14 protein-coding genes are annotated in these 13,662 nt (G+C 70.7%); 1 reads left to right on the top strand and 13 read right to left on the bottom strand.

Annotated elements, in window-relative coordinates:
* Positions 1 to 51: 51 nt before the first annotated feature.
* The 11 genes from MQV74_RS30350 to MQV74_RS30300 all read right to left on the bottom strand — a co-directional run bounded on the left by MQV74_RS30350 (position 52) and on the right by MQV74_RS30300 (position 11,655).
* Complete coding sequence (locus MQV74_RS30350) at positions 52 to 801, bottom strand: DUF3159 domain-containing protein (protein WP_242724784.1); 750 nt, start codon at positions 799 to 801, stop codon at positions 52 to 54.
* A gap of 3 nt (positions 802 to 804) precedes the next feature.
* On the bottom strand, positions 805 to 1,203 hold the full coding sequence (locus MQV74_RS30345) for an OB-fold nucleic acid binding domain-containing protein (protein ID WP_242724775.1): 399 nt from the start codon (positions 1,201 to 1,203) through the stop codon (positions 805 to 807).
* A 61-nt stretch (positions 1,204 to 1,264) separates the two neighbouring features.
* On the bottom strand, positions 1,265 to 1,948 hold the full coding sequence (locus MQV74_RS30340; protein ID WP_138962251.1) for a response regulator: 684 nt from the start codon (positions 1,946 to 1,948) through the stop codon (positions 1,265 to 1,267).
* A 74-nt stretch (positions 1,949 to 2,022) separates the two neighbouring features.
* Positions 2,023 to 4,569: a sensor histidine kinase gene (locus tag MQV74_RS30335; RefSeq protein WP_242724773.1), complete on the bottom strand. Its 2,547-nt coding sequence runs from the start codon at positions 4,567 to 4,569 to the stop codon at positions 2,023 to 2,025.
* Between the two features lie 201 nt (positions 4,570 to 4,770).
* Positions 4,771 to 5,493: a potassium-transporting ATPase subunit C gene (locus MQV74_RS30330; protein ID WP_242724771.1), complete on the bottom strand. Its 723-nt coding sequence runs from the start codon at positions 5,491 to 5,493 to the stop codon at positions 4,771 to 4,773.
* Positions 5,494 to 5,499: 6 nt separating this feature from the next.
* Positions 5,500 to 7,614, bottom strand: a complete 2,115-nt coding sequence (gene kdpB / locus MQV74_RS30325) for a potassium-transporting ATPase subunit KdpB (RefSeq protein WP_374120716.1) — start codon at positions 7,612 to 7,614, stop codon at positions 5,500 to 5,502.
* A gap of 35 nt (positions 7,615 to 7,649) precedes the next feature.
* On the bottom strand, positions 7,650 to 9,314 hold the full coding sequence (gene kdpA, locus MQV74_RS30320) for a potassium-transporting ATPase subunit KdpA (protein ID WP_242724763.1): 1,665 nt from the start codon (positions 9,312 to 9,314) through the stop codon (positions 7,650 to 7,652).
* 8 nt (positions 9,315 to 9,322) lie between these two features.
* Complete coding sequence (gene kdpF / locus MQV74_RS30315; RefSeq protein ID WP_033264828.1) at positions 9,323 to 9,412, bottom strand: K(+)-transporting ATPase subunit F; 90 nt, start codon at positions 9,410 to 9,412, stop codon at positions 9,323 to 9,325.
* A gap of 365 nt (positions 9,413 to 9,777) precedes the next feature.
* Positions 9,778 to 10,542, bottom strand: a complete 765-nt coding sequence (locus MQV74_RS30310) for a DUF3710 domain-containing protein (RefSeq protein ID WP_242724755.1) — start codon at positions 10,540 to 10,542, stop codon at positions 9,778 to 9,780.
* A 1-nt stretch (position 10,543) separates the two neighbouring features.
* A complete protein-coding gene (gene dut, locus MQV74_RS30305; RefSeq protein WP_242724753.1) occupies positions 10,544 to 11,074 on the bottom strand; it encodes a dUTP diphosphatase in 531 nt (176 codons plus the stop codon).
* Positions 11,071 to 11,655: a PaaI family thioesterase gene (locus MQV74_RS30300; protein WP_242724751.1), complete on the bottom strand. Its 585-nt coding sequence runs from the start codon at positions 11,653 to 11,655 to the stop codon at positions 11,071 to 11,073. Before MQV74_RS30300 ends, dut begins: the two co-directional genes overlap by 4 nt.
* A 58-nt stretch (positions 11,656 to 11,713) precedes the next feature.
* Between MQV74_RS30300 and MQV74_RS30295 the strand changes: the two genes are divergently transcribed.
* Positions 11,714 to 12,160, top strand: a complete 447-nt coding sequence (locus MQV74_RS30295) for a DUF3093 domain-containing protein (RefSeq protein ID WP_242724749.1) — start codon at positions 11,714 to 11,716, stop codon at positions 12,158 to 12,160.
* A 48-nt stretch (positions 12,161 to 12,208) separates the two neighbouring features.
* Here MQV74_RS30295 and MQV74_RS30290 read toward each other — a convergent pair whose 3' ends face one another.
* Positions 12,209 to 13,207, bottom strand: a complete 999-nt coding sequence (locus tag MQV74_RS30290) for an EcsC family protein (RefSeq protein ID WP_242724747.1) — start codon at positions 13,205 to 13,207, stop codon at positions 12,209 to 12,211.
* 13 nt (positions 13,208 to 13,220) lie between these two features.
* A complete protein-coding gene (locus MQV74_RS30285; protein WP_030680288.1) occupies positions 13,221 to 13,517 on the bottom strand; it encodes a DUF4193 domain-containing protein in 297 nt (98 codons plus the stop codon).
* Positions 13,518 to 13,662: the final 145 nt, after the last annotated feature.

Below are 13,662 nucleotides of genomic sequence, written 5' to 3'. Positions count from 1 at the left end.
ACCTGCGTTTCCGCCTGCCCGCCCCAAATGGGGCGGGCAGGCGGGAGAAAATCAGGCCTGGCGCTGCTGCTGCTCGGCGGCCGCCTTGCGCTCCTCCTCGGCGCGCTCCTCCGCCTCCATCTCCGCGAACACATCGATCGGCGGCGGGGCCTTCGCCAGGAAGATCCAGGTGAAGTACACCGCGAGGACCATCGGCGGCAGCTTCAGGGCGATCAGGACCCAGCCGAGCTTCTCGGTGTCCGACCACCAGTACAGCGGGAAGAGGATCGCGTACTTGGCGAGGAAGATCAGGCCCCAGGCCAGGGACGCCTTGGTGTACGCCTTCTTGCGGCCCGGGTTGCGGGTGCGCCAGGAGAGGTTCTCCCGGAAGACCGGCCCGAGCAGCAGGCCGAGCAGCGGGAAGCCCACGAGCGCCGAGAGGAAGAAGGCGGCGCCGAGGCCGGTGCCGTAGATCATCCCGGGCAGATAGAAGTCCTTGGCGTTGCCCGTGAACATGGCGAAGGCCACGCCGAACGCGACGCCGAAGACACCGCTGAACGCGTGCTTGACCGTGTCCCGACGGACCAGCCGGACCACGACCAGGAGCACCGCGACGCCGAGCGCGGCGATCGCCGAGCTGTGCAGGTCCTTGGTGATCGTGTAGATCAGCACGAACAGCAGGCCCGGGACCATCGTCTCGACCGTGCCGCGGATGCCGCCGAAGGCGTCGAAGAGCGCGGCCTGCGTCAGAGCCCTGGTGTCCGTGTCCTGGGGGCTCGCGCCCGCCAGGCCCTGGTCGGTCGGCTTGTCGACTGACGTCACCGGCTACTCCCGTCCGAGCGGTCTGAGTTCGTACTTGGGGTTGAAGAGCACTCTGCGGCCGCGGTCTATGGATATCCGCCCCGAGGCGATCAGGCGGCGGCCCGGCTCGATGCCGACGATGGAACGCCTGCCGAGCCACACCACGTCCACCGCGGCGGAGCCGTCGAACAGCTCCGCCTCCAGGGCGGGCACACCGGCCCGTGGCCGCAGGGTGACCGTGCGCAACGTACCAGTAACCGTGACGATCTGGCGGTCGTGGCAGTCGCCGATGCGGGTGCAGCCGGCCGTCTCGGCGTCCTCGCGCAGTTCCTGGGAGTCCAAGTCCTGCTGGGAGGACGACAGCCGGTCGAGCATGCGCCGGAAGCGCCCTGCGGGCTTGTCGGATCCAGGAACAGCACTCATACCCCGAGCCTACCCGTGCTGCCCGACACCCCCGCAACGCCGGTGCGCGGCCCCCGGCAGGTCACCGCTCGAAGCGGTAGCCCATCCCCGGCTCCGTGATGAAGTGCCGAGGGTGCGCCGGGTCCGTCTCCAGCTTGCGCCGCAGCTGGGCCATGTAGACCCGCAGGTAGTTCGTCTCCGTGCCGTACGAGGGCCCCCAGACCTCCTGGAGGAGCTGTTTCTGGCTGACGAGACGGCCCGCATTGCGTACGAGGACCTCCAGGAGGTGCCATTCGGTGGGGGTCAGGCGCACGTCGCGCCCGCCCCGGTTGACCTTCTTCGCGGCCAGGTCGACCGTGAAGTCCTCGGTCTCGATCGTGACGTCGTCCTCGCCCGCCCCGGTGGGCTCGGCCCGCCGCACGGCGGCCCGCAGCCGGGCCAGGAGCTCGTCCATGCCGAAGGGCTTGGTCACGTAGTCGTCGGCGCCCGCGTCCAGGGCCTCGACCTTCTCGTCGGAGCTGTGCCGGGCGGAGAGCACCAGGATCGGCACCCGCGTCCAGCCGCGCAGCCCCTTGATCACCTCCACCCCGTCCATGTCGGGCAGACCGAGGTCGAGCACGATCACGTCGGGGTGGCGGGCGGCGGCGAGCTGGAGGGCGGTCGCGCCGTCCGGTGCCGCGTCCACGTCGTACTTGCGCGCCTTCAGGTTGATCACGAGGGCGCGTACGATCTGCGGCTCGTCGTCGACCACGAGCACCCGGGTCATTCCTACCTGCCTTTCGGGCTTGTCAGCGCCGCTCGTGCGGCTGGTCGTGCCCCGTGCGCGGCCGGCGGTGGCGGTCACGAGGTCATCTGGGCGGAGAGGTCGGGCACGACGGGCGGCCTGCCGACCGCCACCTGGAGCGTCAGCACCATCGTGAGGCCGCCACCGGGGGTGTCCTCGGCGTTGAGGGTGCCCCCCATGGATTCCACGAACCCGCGGGCGACGGCGAGACCGAGGCCCACGCCACTGCCGCGTGGAGCGTCACCGTAGCGCTGGAACGGCTCGAAGATGCGCTCCTTGGCGTCATCGGGGACGCCGGGGCCGCGGTCCACGACGCGCACTTGCACCTGGTCCCCCAGGGCGCTCGCCGACACCAGGACCGGCGCGTCCTCGGGCGCGTACTTGACGGCGTTCTCCACGACGTTGGCGACGGCGCGCTCCAGGAGGCCCTTGTCGACCGCGACCATCGGCAGGTCCTCGGGGACGTCGAGGTCCACGCTGCCGTCCGGTACGCCGCCGAGCGCCATCGGCACCACCTCGTCGAGGTCGATCTCGCGGATCAGGGGGGCGACGGTGCCGGTCTGGAGGCGGGACATGTCCAGGAGGTTGCCGACGAGGTGGTCGAGCCGGTCGGCGCCCGCCTCGATGCCTTCGAGCAGCTCGGCCTGGTCCTCGTCGGACCACTCCACGTCCTCGGAGCGCAGGCTGGTCACGGACGCCTTGATCCCGGCGAGGGGGGTGCGCAGGTCGTGGCTGACGGCGGCGAGCAGGGCGGTGCGGATGCGGTTGCCCTCGGCGAGGGTGCGCGCCCGGTCGGCCTCGGACTGCAGGCGCTGCCGGTCGAGGACCACGGCGGCCTGCGCGGCGAACGCGCCGAGCACGCGGCGGTCCTCGGCGGGCAGCACCCGGCCCGACAGGGCGAGCGCCATGTGGTCGCCGACGGGTACGTCCACGTCGGCGTCCTCGGGGCGGCCCACGTGCGCTCCGGTGCCGACGCTGCCCGCGCAGGTCCAGGGCGCCGTGTCGCTCTCGCGCTCCAGGAGGGCCACGGCCTCCATCGCGAAGGTCTCCCGCATGGTCTCCAGGAGCGCGGCGAGGCTGTTCTCGCCGCGCAGCACGCTGCCCGCGAGGTGGGAGAGGATCTCCGACTCGGCCCGCAGACGGGCGGCCTGGTGGGTGCGGCGGGCCGCCAGGTCGACCACGGACGCCACGGACACCGCGACGGACACGAAGACGCAGATCGCGACGATGTTCTTGGCGTCGGAGATCGTCCACTGGTGCAGCGGCGGCGCGAAGAAGTAGTTGAGCAGCAGGGACCCGAAGGCCGCGGAGGCGAGGGCCGGGAGCATGCCGCCGAGCAGGGCCGCCGCGACCGTGAGGGTCAGGAACAGCAGCATGTCGTTGGCGAGGCCGAGGTCGGCGTCGATGTGCGTCAGGAGCAGGGTGAGCAGCGCGGGCCCCACGACACCGGCGAGCCAGCCCCAGATGAGGCGGGAGCGGCCGAGCCGGGCGCCGCGCGCGACGGGAAGCCCGCGCCCCTTGGCGACCTCGCTGTGCGTGACGATGTGGACGTCCAGGTCGGGCCCGGAGTCGCGGGCCACGGTGGCGCCGACGCCGGGGCCGAACACGTACTGCCAGGTCTTGCGGCGCGAGGAACCGAGGACGATCTGGGTGGCGTTGATGCCCCGGGCGAAGTCGAGCAGCGCGGCGGGGATGTCGTCGCCGATGACGTGGTGGAACGTTCCTCCCAGGTCTTCGACCAGGGTGCGCTGGACGGCGAGCTCCTTGGGCGAGGCCGCGGTCAGGCCGTCGCTGCGGGCGATGTAGACCGCGAGGATCTCGCTGCCGGAGCCCTTGGCGGCCATGCGCGACGCGCGCCGGATGAGCGTGCGGCCCTCGGGGCCTCCGGTGAGGCCGACGACGATGCGCTCCCGGGCCTGCCAGGTCGAGCGGATGTTGTGCTCGCCCCGGTACTGCTGGAGGTACTCGTCGACCCGGTCGGCCACCCACAGCAGCGCCAGCTCCCGCAGCGCCGTCAGATTGCCCGGCCGGAAGTAGTTCGACAGCGCCGCGTCGACCTTGTCCGCCTTGTAGATGTTGCCGTGCGCCATCCGGCGCCGCAGCGCCTGCGGCGACATGTCGACCAGCTCGATCTGGTCCGCCCGGCGCACCACCTCGTCCGGCACCGTCTCGCGCTGCCGCACCCCCGTGATCGACTCCACCACGTCACCCAGCGACTCCAGGTGCTGGATGTTCACCGTGGATATGACGTCGACGCCGCCTTCGAGGAGCTCCTCGACGTCCTGCCAGCGCTTGGCGTTGCGCGAGCCCGGCACGTTCGTGTGGGCCAGCTCGTCCACGAGCGCCACGGCCGGGGCCCGGCGCAGCACGGCGTCCACGTCCATCTCGGTGAAGGCCGCGCCCCGGTAGCCCAGCTCCCCGCGCTCCACCTGCTCCAGGCCGTGCAGCATCACTTCCGTGCGCGGCCGCCCGTGGTGCTCGACGAACGCCACCACGCAGTCCGTGCCGCGCTCGACACGGCGGTGGGCCTCGGACAGCATCGCGTACGTCTTGCCGACACCCGGTGCCGCACCGAGGTAGATCCGAAGCTTGCCGCGTGCCATGGCCCCATTGTCTTCCTGAAACTGCTGTGTACGCAGCGTCGACCTTACGGCCAACAATCGCGGTAAAACGGACGAGGCGGGCGTTCCCGAGGGTCCTTGACGCAACCCTGATGGTCCTGGCCCGCGGACGCGCGGAAGCGGGCCCGCGGGCCCCGGGTGCTCCGGGGCCCACGGGCCGTGCGCGGGCCGCTGACGGGCAGGTCAGCCCTTGGCGGCGACCAGGTGCTTCAGGGCGATGTTGAGCTTCAGGACGTTCACCCGGGGCTCCCCCATGAAGCCGAGGACGCGGCCGTCGGTGTGGTCGTCGACCAGCTTCTCGACGTCCTTGACGTCCAGGTGGTTCTTCTCGGCGATCCGGTGCGCCTGGAGGTCGGCGTACTCCGGCGAGATGTGCGGGTCCAGGCCCGAGGCGGAGGACGTGACCGCGTCCACCGGGACGTCCGACGGGCTGACCTTGAAGTCGGCCGTCGAGTTGTCCTTGACCACGGCGTCCCGCGCGGCCTTCACCTGGGCGCACAGCCCGTCCTCGGCCTTGGGGTCGCAGACCTCGTTGCCGTCCTTGTCCTTCATGGCCCCGGAGTCGCCCGAGAGGTTGGTCGCGCCGGACAGGAGCAGCTTGTACCGGGTGTTCACGCTGTTGCTGCCGAGGCCGTTGGAGGGCCGGGGCTGGAACCACTTCAGGTCCGGGTCCGGCGTCTCCTGGCCCTTCTTCAGGGGCAGGTCGTAACGCTGGCCGATGAGCTCGGAGCCGACGACCTTGCCGCCGTCCTTGATCTCGGAGCCGTTGGCCTTGTTGTGGAAGACGGCCTGGGCGACGCCGGTGACGACGAGGGGGTAGATCACGCCGCAGACCACGGTCAGGACGAGCACGGCCCGCAGGCCCGCGCCCAGCAACCGGGCGGTGTTTCCGACGGAGTTATTCATGCCAAGTCACCCAATGCCGGGGATGAGGGAGAGGAGCAGGTCGATGACCTTGATGCCGATGAACGGCGCGACCAGACCGCCGAGACCGTAGATCCCGAGGTTGCGCCGGAGCATCCGGTCGGCGCTCATCGGGCGGTACTGCACGCCCTTCAGGGCCAGCGGCACCAGGGCCACGATGATCAGCGCGTTGAAGATGACGGCCGACAGGATCGCGGACTTGGGGCTGGACAGGTCCATGATGTTGAGCTTGTCCAGGCCCGGGTAGACCACCGCGAACATCGCCGGGATGATCGCGAAGTACTTCGCCACGTCGTTGGCGATCGAGAAGGTCGTCAGGGCGCCGCGCGTGATGAGCAGCTGCTTGCCGATCTCCACGATCTCGATGAGCTTGGTCGGGTTGGAGTCCAGGTCCACCATGTTCCCGGCCTCCTTGGCGGCCGAGGTGCCGGTGTTCATGGCCACGCCGACGTCGGCCTGCGCGAGCGCGGGCGCGTCGTTCGTCCCGTCACCCGTCATCGCCACGAGCTTGCCGCCGGCCTGCTCGCGCTTGATGAGCGCCATCTTGTCCTCGGGCGTGGCCTCCGCGAGGAAGTCGTCCACGCCCGCCTCGTCGGCGATCGCCTTGGCCGTCAGCGGGTTGTCACCCGTGATCATGACGGTCTTGATGCCCATGCGGCGCAGTTCCTCGAACCGCTCCCGCATGCCTTCCTTGACGACGTCCTTGAGGTGGATGACGCCGAGCACGCGGGCGCCGTCGGTGTCCTCGATCGCCACAAGGAGCGGGGTGCCGCCCGCCTGCGAGATCGTGTCGGTGAGCTCCTGGGCCTCGTCGGAGACGGTGCCGCCGCGCTCGCGGACCCAGGCGACGACCGAGCCGGTCGCGCCCTTGCGGACCTTGCGCCCGTCCACGTCCACGCCCGACATCCGGGTCTGGGCGGTGAAGGCGATCCACTCGGCGTCCACCAGCTCGCCCTGGTGGCGCTCGCGCAGCCCGTACTTCTCCTTGGCGAGGACGACGATGGAGCGGCCCTCGGGCGTCTCGTCGGCCAGCGAGGAGAGCTGCGCGGCGTCGGCGACCTCGGCCTCGGTGGTGCCCCGCACCGGCACGAACTCGGCGGCCTGGCGGTTGCCGAGCGTGATGGTGCCGGTCTTGTCGAGCAGCAGCGTGGAGACGTCACCGGCGGCCTCGACGGCGCGCCCGGACATGGCGAGGACGTTGCGCTGGACCAGGCGGTCCATGCCCGCGATGCCGATCGCGGAGAGCAGGGCGCCGATGGTCGTCGGGATGAGGCAGACCAGGAGCGCGCAGAGCACGATCATGGACTGCTCGGCACCGGCGTACACGGCGAACGGCTGGAGCGTGACGACCGCGAGCAGGAAGACGATGGTCAACGAGGCGAGCAGGATGTTCAGCGCGATCTCGTTGGGCGTCTTCTGCCGGGCCGCGCCCTCGACCAGGTTGATCATCCGGTCGATGAAGGTCTCGCCGGGCTTGGTCGTGATCTTGATGACGACGCGGTCGGAGAGGACCTTCGTACCGCCGGTGACCGCCGACCGGTCGCCGCCGGACTCACGGATGACGGGCGCCGACTCACCGGTGATCGCCGACTCGTCGACGCTCGCCACGCCCTCGACGACGTCACCGTCGCCGGGGATGATGTCGCCCGCCTCGCAGACGACCAGGTCACCGATCCTCAGGTCGGTGCCGGGCACCTGCACTTCGTTCTTGCCGGGCCCGCCGTCGGCGGACAGGCGCCGGGCGACCGTGTCGGTCTTGGCCTTGCGCAGCGTGTCGGCCTGGGCCTTGCCGCGGCCCTCGGCGACCGCCTCCGCCAGATTGGCGAAGACCGTGGTCAGCCACAGCCACGCGGCGATCGTCCAGCCGAACCAGTCGCCCGGGTCCTTGAAGGCGAGCACGGTGGTGAGCACCGAGCCGATCAGGACCACGAACATCACGGGCGACTTGACCATCACCCGCGGATCGAGCTTCCTCAGGGCGTCCGGGAAGGACCTCAGGAGCTGGGCCGGGTCGAAGAGACCGCCGCCGACCTTGCCGTCGTCCGGCTTGTGGCCGGTCGGCACGTCCTGGTGCGGCGCGCGCGTGGGAGTAGCGGTGGTCATGGAGCTGCGCTCCTCTTGCTTCCTGGTGTGGGTGGTCATGACGCGAGACCCTCGGCGAGCGGCCCGAGCGCGAGCGCCGGGAAGTACGTCAGACCGGTGATGATCATGATGGTGCCGACGAGCAGGCCCGTGAACAGCGGCTTCTCGGTGCGCAGGGTGCCCGCCGTCTTCGGGATGGGCCGCTGCTCGGCGAGGGATCCGGCGAGCGCGAGCACGAACACCATCGGCAGGAACCGGCCGAGGAGCATCGCGAGACCGATCGTGGTGTTGAACCACTGCGTGTCCGCGTTCAGGCCCGCGAAGGCCGAGCCGTTGTTGTTGGCGCCGGAGGTGAAGGCGTACAGGATCTCCGAGAAACCGTGGGCGCCGCCGTTGGTCATCGAGTTCTTGGGCGTGTCCATCGCCATCGAGGCGCCGGTGAAGCCGAGGACGAGCGCGGGCGTGACGAGGATGTAGCAGGCCGCGAGCTTGATCTCGCGGGTGCCGAGCTTCTTGCCCAGGTACTCGGGGGTGCGCCCGACCATCAGACCGGCGAGGAAGACCGCGATGATCGCCATGACGAGCATGCCGTAGAGGCCGGACCCGACGCCGCCGGGTGCGATCTCGCCGAGCTGCATGCCCAGCATCGTGATCCCGCCGCCGAAGCCGGTGTACGAGGAGTGGAAGGAGTTCACCGCGCCGGTGGAGGTGAGCGTGGTGGCCACCGCGAAGATCGACGAGCCGCCGACGCCGAACCGCGTCTCCTTGCCCTCCATCGCCCCGCCCGCGAGGTCGAACGCCGGGCCGCCGTGGTGGAACTCGGTCCACATCATCAGCGCGGTGAAGCCGAGCCAGATCGTCGCCATCGTGGCGAGGATCGCGTAGCCCTGCCGGAGCGAGCCGACCATCCGGCCGAAGGTCCGGGTCAGGGCGAACGGGATCACCAGGATCAGGAAGATCTCGAAGAGGTTCGAGATCGGGTTCGGGTTCTCGAAGGGGTGGGAGGAGTTGGCGTTGAAGTAGCCGCCGCCGTTGGTGCCCAGCTCCTTGATGACCTCCTGGGAGGCGACCGCGCCGCCGTTCCACTGCTGCTCGCCGCCCAGGAACTGGCCGACGCCGTGGATGCCGGAGAAGTTCTGGATCGCGCCGCAGGCGACCAGGACGAGCGCGCCGACCACGGAGATCGGGATCAGGATGCGCACGACACCGCGCACCAGGTCGGCCCAGAAGTTGCCGAGCTCACCGGTGCGCGAGCGGGAGAAGCCGCGCACCAGCGCCACGGCGACGGCGATGCCGACGGCCGCCGAGACGAAGTTCTGCACCGCGAGACCGGCGGTCTGCACGACGTGGCCCATGGCCTGCTCGCCGTAGTACGACTGCCAGTTGGTGTTGGCGACGAAGGACGCGGCGGTGTTGAACGCCTGGTCCGGGTCGATCGACTTGAAGCCGAGCGAGCCCGGGAGCGAGCCCTGGATCCGCTGCAGCAGGTACAGGAAGAGCAGGCTCGCCAGGGAGAAGGAGAGCACGCCGCGCAGATAGGCGGGCCAGCGCATCTGGGTGCCGGGGTGGGCACCGATGCCCTTGTAGATCCACTTCTCGACGCGCAGATGCTTGTCGGAGGAGTAGACGCCGGCCATGTAGTCGCCGAGCGGACGGTACGCGAGGGCCAGCGCGGCCACGAGCGCGAGGAGCTGGAGCACGCCAGCGAGAACGGGACTCATGTCGGGGCTCAGAACCTCTCCGGGAACACAAGGGCGAGGACGAGATAACCGAGCAGGGCGACGGCCACGACGAGGCCGACGATGTTTTCGGCGGTCACAGCTTCGCCACCCCCTTGGCGACGAGAGCCACCAGCGCGAAGACCGCGATCGTGGTGACGACGAAGGCCACGTCGGCCATCGTGTGCTCCTAGATGAGATTCGGAATTGCTGACATCCCGAGGAAACCGCCTCAATGGCGAATTTCGATCGCCGTTGACGTCTCCCTAGCGGCCATTGGCGCGGCGTTGACGAATCTCTTACGGCACTGCGTTCAACCAGTTCACACGCGTATACGCCAAGGGGCCGCACTCCCGATTCGGGAGTGCGGCCCCTTGGTGCGCACTGCTTTACGTCAGCTGCACGTCAGCTCTCGTGCCGGTGCCGACGGCCTTCTTTTCCGGCCCGCGTCGCCGTCAGCGCGCCGTCAGCGGACCTCGGTGATCTCCGGCCCCCGGGCCAGCTGGCCCATGCCGCCGGAGAAGCGGGAGGACTCCTGGTCCTCCTGCTGAACGCCTTCGGCGACCATCTGCGCGTCGTCGGGCAGCTTGAGGACGATCGGGTCCCGCGGGGCCATCGGGCCCTCGCCGCGGACGACGACCGTGTCCCGGAAGATCTGCTCCAGCAGACCCGCGGCCTGCGGCTGCACCGCGCCCTGCCCGGAGATCACTCCGCGCAGGAACCAGCGCGGGCCGTCCACGCCCACGAACCTGACGACCTGGAAGCCGCCCGTGCCGTCCGGCAGCTGCACCGGCACCTGCGCCCGCAGCTCCCAGCCGAGCGGCCCCTCGACCTCGTCGATGACACCGCCCTGCTGGGTGATGCCGGAGGCGATCTCCTCGCGGACCTCGCCCCAGATGCCCTCCCGCTTGGGAGCGGCGAAGGCCTGCAGCTGCACGGCGCTGTCCTGGAGCACGACGGTGGCCGCGACGATCGCGTCACCCGCGACCTCCACGCGCAGCTCCATGCCCTCGACCCCCGGCACGAACAGACCGCCGAGGTCCACCCGGCCCTCGCCGGGCTCACGGACCTCGGAGTCGTCCCAGGGACCGTCCGGGCGCGGCTCCGGCTCCAGTCGCACGCGCTGGGGCGCGGCGTCCTCGGACTCCGCGTCCTCCGTGCCGTCGACGACCTGCTCGGCCTCGCCCGCCGCGTCCTCGGCGGCACCGCTCTTCTTGCGACGTCCGAACACGTCACTGTCCTTCCCGGTCGGATACGGCCGATGCGTATCGATTCCCACCCGTTTGTTCGCCCGGGCTGACGCCCACGGCAGCGTGACCGCCCGTCGACCCGAAGCCCCCCTCGGCCCGCGCCGAGCCGGGAAGCTCCGCAACCTCCTGGAAGCGCACCTTCTCGACCTGCTGGACGACCAGTTGGGCGATCCGGTCGAAGCGCTCGAACCGCACGCTGTCGCGCGGGTCGAGATTCACCACGATCACCTTGATCTCCCCACGGTACCCGGCATCAATCGTCCCTGGGGCATTCACCATGGCGACACCGCAGCGGGCGGCGAGCCCGGACCGGGGGTGCACGAAGGCCGCGTACCCCTCGGGCAGGGCGATGGAAACCCCCGTCGGCAGCACCGCCCGCTCTCCGGGCGCGAGTTCGCAGGCCTCGGTCGTCCGCAGATCGGCGCCGGCGTCGCCGGGCATCGCGTACGCCGGCAGCGGTACGTCGGGGTCGACGCGCCTGATCAGCACGTCCAGGGGGGCACGGTCGGTCACGGGTTCACCTCGAAGGCGCGGGCGCGCCGGATCTGGTCCGGGTCGTTCATGGCCGCCCGGATCTCCTGCGGACGGCCGTTGTCGATGAAGTGGTCCACCTTCACCTCGATGAAGAGGGCGTCGGCACGGACGGCGAGCGGGCCTTCGGGGCCACCTATGCGCCCCCGCGCCCGCGAGTAGATCTTCCGTCCGGCGACGGCGACGACCTCGGCCTCCAGGTGCAGCACCGTGCCGACCGGCACCGGCCGTACGAAGTCCGTCTCCAGGCGCCCGGTCACGGCGATCACCCGCAGCAGCCAGTTCAGGGAGCCGAGGGTCTCGTCGAGCGCGGTGGCGAGCACGCCGCCGTGGGCGAGACCGGGCGCACCCTGGTGCGCCTCGCGCACGGTGAACTCGGCGGTGACGGTGACGCCCGCACCGGCGCGCGCCGCGAGGTGCAGCCCGTGGGCCTGGCCCTCGCCGCAGCCGAAGCACTGCGCGTAGTGCGCGCCGATCAGCTCCCCGGGCGCGGGCGCGTCGGGGTGGCGCACGGGGGGTATGGCGTCGGCCGGAGGCCGCAGGGCCGCAGTTGTACCACTCACAGGCGCAGACCTTACCTCCGCGTCAGCGGCGGTCGCGCACCATGCCAAGCTTGGCTTCATGCAGCCTTACGAAGAACGCCTGACCGCGCCCCGTTCGTGGTGGCTCGTCTCGGTGCTCGTCGGCATCGCGGCGGGTCTGATCGTGCTCCCGTTCGGCACCCTGCCGTTCCTGGGCGGCCTGGTCGCGGGCGCGGCGCTCGCGGCGGTGCTCACCAGCTCGTACGGCTCGGTGCGCATCCGGGTCGTGGCGGGCTTCCTGGTCGCGGGCGACGCCAAGATCCCGCTGACGGCGCTCGGTCCCGCCGAGGCCCTGGACGCGGCCGAGGCGCGCGCCTGGCGGACCCACAAGGCGGACCCGCGCGCGTTCATGGTCCTGCGCAGCTACATCCCGACGGCCCTGCGCGTCGAGATCACGGACCCCGAGGACCCGACCCCGTACGTGTACGTGTCGACGCGGAACCCGCAGGCGCTGGCGAAGGCCCTGGGGACGGTCACGGCGTCGTAGCCCCGCCGCACGCGGCGCGCGTCCTGCGGCGCCGGGATCGCCGGAGGATCAGGACTCCAGTTCCTTGGGGCCGGTGAGCGGCGGCAGCTCCCCCAGGGCGTCCCAGGGCACCTGGGTGCGCCGCAGGTCGGCGCGGACGCGCTCCGCGAGCTTCTTGGTGTCACGGCGGTTCATGAACGCCCCGACCGCGGCTCCCACCATGAACGGCATCAGGTTCGGCAGGTTCCGCACCATGCGCTTCATGATCTGCTGGCGCAGCTCCCGCTTCAGCTGGCCGCCGAGCGCGGCGTTCACCGACGCGGGCTTGGCCACGTCGATCCCGCGCTCCTCGGTCCACGACCGCAGGTACTCGGTGCTGCGCTGCTTGAGGGTGCCGGGCGGGCGCCGTCCGTACACCTCGTGCAGCTCGGCGATGAGCTTCAGCTCGATCGCGGCCACGCCGGTGATCTCGGCGGCGAGCTCCGCGGGCATGGCCGGAGGCACCGGCAGCATGGCTGCGGCGCCGACGCCGGCGCCCACCGTGGAGGTGGCGTTCGCCGCGCCCGCGATGAGCTTGTCCGCGAGCTGATCGGGGCCGAGGCCCGGGAACTGCTCGCGGAGGGTGGCCAGGTCCCGGACGGGGACCCGAGGGGCGTTCTCGATGATCCGGTCGGCCAGATAGCCGATGCCGGCCTTGGCTCCGCGGCCACCGCGGAGCGCCCCGTTCTTCAAGCCGTTCGCGACGGCGGCGAAACGCTTGCCCTTGGTCACAGGGCCCTCGTCTCCCGCCGTCGTCGCGGTGTCCACGGCTTCGACGGCCTGGTGCGGCGACGAAACCGCCGCCTCGTGCACGAGCGCGGGGACCGCCTCGTACGCCGTCTCAGCGCCGTTCTGCGCCCTGTCCCGGCCCTGGTGGCCGACGAGGTCGGCCGGGGCCGCTCCCGGCGCGTCGGGAGGCCTGAGCGAGGCCTCAGGGCCCCGCTCGGCGTCCGTCTCGCCGGCGGGCACGGCTGCGTCCGCTTCGTGGTCGCCGAAGCGGTTCTTCCCGGGCGGGGTCGAGCCTGTCACGGCCGACCCTGCCTCAGTCGCAGTCGCGGCAGATCGGCTGACCGTTCTTCTCCCGGGCCAGCTGGCTGCGGTGGTGCACCAGGAAGCAGCTCATGCAGGTGAATTCGTCCTGCTGCTTGGGGAGCACGCGCACGGCGAGCTCCTCGTTGGACAGGTCCGCTCCGGGCAGTTCGAGGCCTTCGGCGGCCTCGAACTCGTCGACGTCGACGGCCGAGGAGGACTTGTCGTTCCTCCGGGCCTTCAGCTCTTCAAGGCTGTCCGAGTCGACGTCGTCGTCGGTCTTGCGTGGGGTGTCGTAGTCCGTTGCCATGTCGCTCTCCCCCTCTGGGTGTCTGCGGTGTCTCAGCGCACGTAACGCGTGAGAGGCCGGACTTGTGCCCGACCTGAGGCGGAGATTTTGCCTCACATCAAGGTCTGTTACTCAATCGACACCCAACCGCACCCCTGAAGAGGTG

Origin of the sequence: Streptomyces sp. AN091965 (assembly GCF_022698285.1) — a bacterium.
Lineage (GTDB): Bacteria > Actinomycetota > Actinomycetes > Streptomycetales > Streptomycetaceae > Streptomyces.
Note: the sequence above shows the minus strand (reverse complement) of the source record. Positions and strands in the feature narration are given on the sequence as shown.

What these genes read in the sequence shown, in the direction of transcription:
- MQV74_RS30345 (WP_242724775.1), bottom strand. Translation starts at nt 1,203, where the DNA reads ATGAGTGCTGTTCCTGGATCCGACAAGCCCGCAGGGCGCTTCCGGCGC.
- MQV74_RS30340 (WP_138962251.1), bottom strand. Translation starts at nt 1,948, where the DNA reads ATGACCCGGGTGCTCGTGGTCGACGACGAGCCGCAGATCGTACGCGCC.
- MQV74_RS30335 (WP_242724773.1), bottom strand. Translation starts at nt 4,569, where the DNA reads ATGGCACGCGGCAAGCTTCGGATCTACCTCGGTGCGGCACCGGGTGTC.
- MQV74_RS30330 (WP_242724771.1), bottom strand. Translation starts at nt 5,493, where the DNA reads ATGAATAACTCCGTCGGAAACACCGCCCGGTTGCTGGGCGCGGGCCTG.
- kdpB (WP_374120716.1), bottom strand. Translation starts at nt 7,614, where the DNA reads ATGACCACCGCTACTCCCACGCGCGCGCCGCACCAGGACGTGCCGACC.
- kdpA (WP_242724763.1), bottom strand. Translation starts at nt 9,314, where the DNA reads ATGAGTCCCGTTCTCGCTGGCGTGCTCCAGCTCCTCGCGCTCGTGGCC.
- MQV74_RS30295 (WP_242724749.1), top strand. Translation starts at nt 11,714, where the DNA reads ATGCAGCCTTACGAAGAACGCCTGACCGCGCCCCGTTCGTGGTGGCTC.
- MQV74_RS30285 (WP_030680288.1), bottom strand. Translation starts at nt 13,517, where the DNA reads ATGGCAACGGACTACGACACCCCACGCAAGACCGACGACGACGTCGAC.